Origin of the sequence: Cellvibrio sp. OA-2007 (assembly GCF_000953825.1) — a bacterium.
Classification (GTDB): Bacteria; Pseudomonadota; Gammaproteobacteria; order Pseudomonadales; family Cellvibrionaceae; genus Cellvibrio.
Window position 1 is genome coordinate 1 of record NZ_BBUL01000058.1, and the last position, 6068, is coordinate 6068.

General features: G+C 40.0%; 10 protein-coding genes. 8 read left to right on the top strand and 2 right to left on the bottom strand.

Annotated features, from left to right (window positions below; genetic code table 11):
* Positions 1-89: 89 nt before the first annotated feature.
* Positions 90-437: a hypothetical protein gene (locus AWU77_RS20280; protein WP_193747481.1), complete on the top strand. Its 348-nt coding sequence runs from the start codon at positions 90-92 to the stop codon at positions 435-437.
* Positions 438-586: 149 nt separating this feature from the next.
* The gene (locus AWU77_RS02495; RefSeq protein ID WP_062058760.1) at positions 587-1174 is read left to right on the top strand and encodes a glutathione S-transferase family protein; all 588 of its coding nucleotides are present in this window, start codon (positions 587-589) and stop codon (positions 1172-1174) included.
* Between the two features lie 212 nt (positions 1175-1386).
* Here AWU77_RS02495 and AWU77_RS20285 read toward each other — a convergent pair whose 3' ends face one another.
* Both AWU77_RS20285 and AWU77_RS20440 read right to left on the bottom strand, forming a co-directional pair.
* Positions 1387-1569 carry a hypothetical protein gene (locus tag AWU77_RS20285; RefSeq protein ID WP_152625240.1) on the bottom strand — a complete coding sequence of 61 codons (183 nt, stop codon included), beginning with the start codon at positions 1567-1569 and terminating at the stop codon, positions 1387-1389.
* Complete coding sequence (locus tag AWU77_RS20440) at positions 1550-1717, bottom strand: hypothetical protein (RefSeq protein ID WP_193747482.1); 168 nt, start codon at positions 1715-1717, stop codon at positions 1550-1552. Before AWU77_RS20440 ends, AWU77_RS20285 begins: the two co-directional genes overlap by 20 nt.
* 49 nt (positions 1718-1766) lie before the next feature.
* Here AWU77_RS20440 and AWU77_RS02500 point away from each other — a divergent pair, with 49 nt between their 5' ends.
* The 6 genes from AWU77_RS02500 to AWU77_RS02525 all read left to right on the top strand — a co-directional run bounded on the left by AWU77_RS02500 (position 1767) and on the right by AWU77_RS02525 (position 5871).
* Positions 1767-2174 carry a hypothetical protein gene (locus AWU77_RS02500; protein ID WP_062058773.1) on the top strand — a complete coding sequence of 136 codons (408 nt, stop codon included), beginning with the start codon at positions 1767-1769 and terminating at the stop codon, positions 2172-2174.
* 163 nt (positions 2175-2337) lie between these two features.
* Positions 2338-2817 (top strand): hypothetical protein, encoded by a 480-nt coding sequence (locus tag AWU77_RS02505; RefSeq protein ID WP_062058776.1) that lies wholly within the window; start codon positions 2338-2340, stop codon positions 2815-2817.
* 912 nt (positions 2818-3729) lie between these two features.
* Positions 3730-4134: a hypothetical protein gene (locus tag AWU77_RS02510; protein WP_062058780.1), complete on the top strand. Its 405-nt coding sequence runs from the start codon at positions 3730-3732 to the stop codon at positions 4132-4134.
* A gap of 78 nt (positions 4135-4212) precedes the next feature.
* Complete coding sequence (locus AWU77_RS02515; protein WP_062058783.1) at positions 4213-4788, top strand: hypothetical protein; 576 nt, start codon at positions 4213-4215, stop codon at positions 4786-4788.
* A 152-nt stretch (positions 4789-4940) separates the two neighbouring features.
* The gene (locus AWU77_RS02520; RefSeq protein WP_062058786.1) at positions 4941-5294 is read left to right on the top strand and encodes a hypothetical protein; all 354 of its coding nucleotides are present in this window, start codon (positions 4941-4943) and stop codon (positions 5292-5294) included.
* Between the two features lie 247 nt (positions 5295-5541).
* Positions 5542-5871 (top strand): DUF2185 domain-containing protein, encoded by a 330-nt coding sequence (locus tag AWU77_RS02525; protein WP_062058789.1) that lies wholly within the window; start codon positions 5542-5544, stop codon positions 5869-5871.
* Positions 5872-6068 lie beyond the last annotated feature (197 nt).

Consider the following 6068-nt stretch of genomic DNA (forward strand, 5'->3'; position numbering starts at 1 on the left):
TCGCGCTTTTGTGGTTTTGCTTCGCAAAAGTATTCCACAACACGCAACTTACAAACTGCCGTTGTGCTAAACGTTAGCTATTAATAGACATGAAAATATATTTCTCAGAAAATAGTGACCCTATGCTTTTGTCCACTCGCAAGAGCTTGGAAAAAATAGGTAATAGAATTCTTGAATTCTCAGAGTCGCCTGAGAATGAACTAACTATTAAAGCGGAAACTAATGGTTCGCCGGAACCATATGCTGAACTACTTCCAGGTATTAGAATACGGAAATCCGAAACTGACCATACGTTGTATTTTGGTTCAGATCGCTATCTTGAACTTGAGATATCTAAAGCAGACCTTCAGGCTTTTTGTGCTACGTTTTCTCTTAAAGAAACCTCTCATAGGCATTGGTATAGTGGCCCAATTTCATTAATCATTGAGGCTGCGTAGAGTGTAAGAAGCTAACAAAGCAATCAAACGGATGGTTTTTAAGTTGCATTTTTGCCATTCCGCTTCGCTTCATTTTATGGCAAAAGTGCAACTTAAAAACCACCGTTTATCGCGGCGTTATGCTTACCACGAATAGAGAGCAGATTTAATTGTTAACTTTATATGCTTATACATTTCGATCAAGAGCGGAGCGCATTCTTTGGCTTTTGAATGAACTTGGTTTAGAGCACCAAGTTATTCGTACTACACCAAGGGAAATAAAAAAGTTTAATCCATTGGGAAAAGTTCCTGCTATTGAACACAACGGTGTGCTCTACACAGAATCACTAGCAATCATGGAGTACCTTGTTTCTCTTACTTCAAGAGCTGATCTTATTCCTTTTGATGGAAAGGAAATCTATGAGTTTCGTAATTTTATCTACTACTTACTTTCAGAAGTTGAGTCATATCTTTGGGTTGCTCAGCAAGCATCTTCTTTAAAGGCTTTTTATACTTGGCCCGAAGGCACTTATGCTGAATCAATTCTGCGCGTAACTAACAATATAAAGCCTTTGTATTCGCAACTCTCTAGCTCTGGGTATATATGCTCATGTTTTACTATCGCTGATATTTATGCGTATCATGTTTTTACTTGGGCGCAATCGCATGGTTTAATGTTGCCAGAATCGGTATTGGAGTATTTAAAAAATCTTGAAAAGCGGTCTTCATTTCCCACTGAAATGAAAAGTTTAGCATAACAAGTCGTTGCAGCACCGTTCCGCTTCGCTGCACTGGACAGTTTTTAAGTCGCGGTTTTATGGTTTTGCTGCGCAAAAGTGTTCCATAAAACCACAACTTAAAAACTGCCGCTGAACTCGGCGTTACGTGGTCAAAGCATTTTGGTTTGTGCAATCCTGAAAGTTCGCAAAGGCAAAACCGCTTAATTTTTAAGAGTGAAAGTTTTTGGGTTTTACGCTTCGGCAAGTTTTTGCGCTGTAGCGGTTTGAAGAATGCAAAGGTTTTGTCTGGTTTGTGTTTTTGCAGGCTTTGCTTTAAAAGCTGAAATTCTAGTTCTACTTTTGTTAACTTCAGCTTTCGTTATTTCCCAATTTTGGGTAAAGTTTAACCATATTTTAGGCGTGTTGGTTTGCATTGGAAGGCAACAGCAAAAGCTCCCTTTCCGCTTCGGCAAGCTCATCACAAAAAGCAATATCACGTAACAAGGCGTTGCAGCCCGCCACTTCGTGGCTGGACAGTTTGTAAGTTGCGCTTTTATGGGTTTGCTGCGCAAAATTTCCCATAACGCACAACTTACAAACTGCCGCTGAACTTAACGTTAGTGAGGCGTAAATGAATAACACTGAAAAATCCATACTGACAGCGCTATTGTTTATAAAAACAAATCCAAAGACAAAATCGGATCGCTTCGAGAATGGTTTTGAACTAACTCGCCACTTAGAACAAAATAAGTTTGTTACTTGCGTCCTTCACAAACCCCATTCTGGTCATGTCTTTGTTGACATAACCTTAACACTTAAAGGTTCTGCTGAAATTGAACGTCTTGAATCAATTCAAGATAGTGAAAAACCTTTTAATAGAATTAAAACTTTCGTTTTTGCTAAAAGCTATAAAGCAATAGGGGTCATATTAACTACTATTGCACTAATAGTGCTCACATATTATGGCTTAGACAAAGAGTCGCTTATTGAAAGGTTCAAGCATGAACCGCCAGCCAAAGAGCAAAAAATACGCACCTAGCAGGTTATCAAAAAATCACTAACAAGGCGGTCAAACATCGTTCCGCTTCGCTCCACTGGACAGAATTTAAGTAGCTTTTTTGTGGTTTTACTTCGTAAAATATTTCCACAAAAAAGCTACTTAAATTCTGCCGTTTACCTTAGCGTTAAATTATAGGAACTTCATGACACAACATAAAATTTCCGGCGTGGGCTTGAAAGTAATTTCATTCTTTCTTATTGCTGGCGGAGCTATAGGAGTAGCTTTATCCATCTTTGGTGCCGCCTTCATACTGAATAAAAGCGTATTGAGTGCTTTCCAATCTATATTCATTTTCGGGGGAGTTGCTTTTTTTGCAATATATCAAGGATTAAAAATCTGGCAAGGAAAGCCGGAGTCATTAAAATGGGGAGCAATCCTATTTGCTATGCAAATACTTTCATTTGCATATGCCGGCGCCAGCTATACATTTCATACTCTATTTAAGCTGGCATTAGTTATAAACGCCTTTGGTGCCACTATTTCAACTCGATTTGGCACTAGTTTAAATGCCGCTCTTAATTCACCGGAGCCGAATTATATTGGTATAAATATTTTTGCAATATTTGCTTTTGTCTACATTCTGGTAAAAATAATTAACTTTAGAAAAGTAGCGGGAAAGTAAAAATTTAACAAGGCGTTGCAGCACCGTTACGGCTTCGCCTCCACTCGACAGTTTGTAAGTAGCGCATTTAGCGAATCGCTACGCGAAGTTTTTCGCAAATTCGCTACTTACAAACTGCGGCTGAACTTAGCGTTATAGAGTGCGAGCTTTCTCAAAACTTACCTCGTAGAAAGCGTGTGCTACACCACTACTTTTTAGCGTTTTACCGTAATTCAAATTGTGCAGTGTCGTTCCGGTGCTACTAGTTAGTTTGTGTACAATTTACTTCGCATTTTGGCTTGCCAATAAGCAAGTTTATTGCCATTATCGGCAGCTGAATTTTTAATCGGCGCCATGGTCGGCGGCCTTCAAAAACCCGCCTATTTCTAGCCCATACCATCGCACCTATAACAAGGCATTCCACCAGACGAATTGTAAGTAGCGCTTATGCAATATCGCTGCGCTAAGTTTATCGCAACGCGCTACTTACAATCCGCTGGTGAATTAAACGTTATACGTAGTTTTAGAAAGAACCGAACATCGTGCCAATTCAATTTCGTACTTGGTTAGCGGCAGTAAAAAATACACAGTGAAAACGTTTTTCCAATGAGCTTTTCCGCCAAGCATATTTACATTATCCTGCTCGGCAAGAATACGAAAGAAGCTGGCTTATCGTTTCGTCTTCGCTCAGCAAGTTTTCACGCTGTAGCTTTTTAAGAGAATCGCAGCCCCTATTCCGAGCTGCTAAAAATTGATTCTTGTTGTGGAAAACCAAGCTAAAAAATTGGTTGGTATAACAAGGCGCATCAACTCGCACACTTCGTGTGCTGGACAGTTCGTAAGTCGCCGTTTTGTGGTTTTGCTTCGCAAAAGTTTTCCACAAAACACCAACTTACGAACTGCCGTTGTGCTAAACGTTAAATTGGTGAGTAAATGGAAGCAATTCTCTTCGAAGACGTAAAGAATTCAAAAAAGCTGAAAGAGGTTTTCATTTACCTTGCAGAGGCTAAGGCTAGAGATAATCTTGAAGAAGAAAAATTGGCTGCACTCATGGGCAGCCTTACTGCTACATATTTTATAAATCCAACAAAAAAAGAATCATTAGAGCTTCTACAAAAGTGGAAAGAAAATCCAAATATTGAATTGCGCTGGGACTTTGGTTCTTGGTTTGACGCTTTGGTCTCAGCTGAAATTGCATACATCAACTTAATAGTTAATGAGAACGGTGCAGGAAAATTGGAATTCGAGCAGTTGGCTTGGCCAAGCGGAGGGCTTGACGCAACTGCTGAATTAATAAAAGCATTTGGTGGTGTCGTTACATCAAATAGTGCAATTTGAAAGCAAAATTCAACAAGGCGTTGCAGCACCGCTTCGGCGCTTCGCGCCTACGCTCGACAGTTTGTAAGGCGCGCTTTTGTGGTTTTGCTGCGCAAAAGTATCCCACAAAATCACGCCTTACAAACTGCGGCTGAACTTAGCGTTAGAGAATCCATGAGCCAATACCTCAACCCACATTTCAATATAAAACTCGACTTCCCTGATTCATGGAGTTTTCGTTATTGGGGCAATAGAAAAAATGTATTGAGTCATCCTGAGCGGCATCAAACTGCATTTGACGATCTACCCTCAGAATTAAGTAGTGAAAAAGAACTATTATCTGCTCGTTCCAGCATCCGCAGAAGTTCGCTGTCGGGCACAATGCTATGCGTAGTTTCGCTGTATCGTCCAAATGGGTTTTCACTATTGGAATATAGAGCCAAGTTTGAAACTGATTTAAAAAGAGAATTTAGAACACAATCTATTACTGGCGTTGAAATACAGTCATTACTTTTAGAAGAGCAGGCCGAAGAGTATATTGTTTATTCCCAACTCTATTGCTGGGAGCACAGTGAAAAAATTTGGCTTCATTGTGGAATTAGAAGTGATGCTTTAGAAGGCTTTAAAGAAGCCAGAGAAATCATAGGGCAACTAAATAAAATTAAAAATCTCTAACAAATCGCGCCAGGCTCGCAAACTTCGTTTGCTGGACGCATTGTAAGTCGCGCATTTAGCGAATCGCTGCGCGAAGTTTTTCGCACATGCGCAACTTACAATGCGCCCCTGCGCTCAACGTTAGAAGAAAAGAGCAAAGGAGCGACCTAAGAGTGAAAAAATATATGAGTCTTGCTTTGTTGTTAGCTGTATCCGGTATATCTGCATGTACCAATATTTTCTCGCAAGAAAATCAGTCTGGTGAAAGTGGAGCCGCTCCCGTATTTATGCAAGAAGTTCAATATACTAATTTTCCAGCTTTTGCCGTCGAGGTGATTGGGTCGCCAAAATTGAATCAAGATGGCAAAGACTACCTCCCTATTGAGGTTGGTAAGGAATTATATAACAACAGTATTATTGTCTTAGCAAAGGGCGAATCGCTGACCATAAAGCAAGAAAATGGGAAAAATTTAGTTATTAAAAGCGGTATATTCGTGCTTCGGGAAAAGCTTCCACGCAAAACATAAAATGTTAAAATTTGCAGGAAAAAGTCAGGCAAGCTTTATCGCAAGGAGTGTATCTTCTAAAAAATCGTTGCAGCACCGTGCGCTTCGCGCACTCGACAGTCTGTAAGCAGCGCATTTAGCGAATCGCTGCGCGAAGTTTTTCGTAAATGCGCCGCTTACAGACTGCGGCTGAACTTAACGTTATGCAAAACTAAATCGAGAAGCCTTGCGTTAATCTGAACTCACCAAACCCTCAAAGAGCCAAAGAATGAATAAAAAATATTTCCTGAAGACTGAAAATATTAAACCACTTGTCTATGGCCATGGTGGGGGTATAGCCACCGATATGATTATGGTTGAAGGTAAACCTATAAATTATATGTATCGCGAAGAGCCAAATGATCCCTCTGACAGTGGCTGGTGTTTTATGTCTGGCTACGAATCTCAGGAATATCTGGACAATCCAGATAATATGGCAATATATGACCTAAATACTATTGCTAACTACTCTCCCGACATTGTTCCTTTTCTGGAAGCACCTTACAGCAGTGCATATGAAAGGAATGAAGCGGGGAAATTTTTTGCAGTAGAAAACTAATGCATAACAAGGCAATGAACCGGATGGTTTTTAAGTAGCATTTTTGCCATTCCGCTTCGCTACATTTTACGGCAAAAGTGCTACTTAAAACCCACCGGTTATCGCAACGTTATAGCGTGCGAACTGTTTTGAAACGTGCTTCGTAGAAATATTATCGCAAGCACATACTTTTTAGCTTTATCGTAATTTTCAAAGTC

Excerpts from the sequence above, each read along its gene's own strand:
- AWU77_RS20280 (WP_193747481.1), top strand. The coding sequence starts at position 90 with ATGAAAATATATTTCTCAGAAAATAGTGACCCTATGCTTTTGTCCACT.
- AWU77_RS02500 (WP_062058773.1), top strand. The coding sequence starts at position 1,767 with ATGAATAACACTGAAAAATCCATACTGACAGCGCTATTGTTTATAAAA.
- AWU77_RS20440 (WP_193747482.1), bottom strand. The coding sequence starts at position 1,717 with ATGGGAAATTTTGCGCAGCAAACCCATAAAAGCGCAACTTACAAACTG.
- AWU77_RS02525 (WP_062058789.1), top strand. The coding sequence starts at position 5,542 with ATGAATAAAAAATATTTCCTGAAGACTGAAAATATTAAACCACTTGTC.
- AWU77_RS02510 (WP_062058780.1), top strand. The coding sequence starts at position 3,730 with ATGGAAGCAATTCTCTTCGAAGACGTAAAGAATTCAAAAAAGCTGAAA.
- AWU77_RS20285 (WP_152625240.1), bottom strand. The coding sequence starts at position 1,569 with ATGCAAACCAACACGCCTAAAATATGGTTAAACTTTACCCAAAATTGG.
- AWU77_RS02505 (WP_062058776.1), top strand. The coding sequence starts at position 2,338 with ATGACACAACATAAAATTTCCGGCGTGGGCTTGAAAGTAATTTCATTC.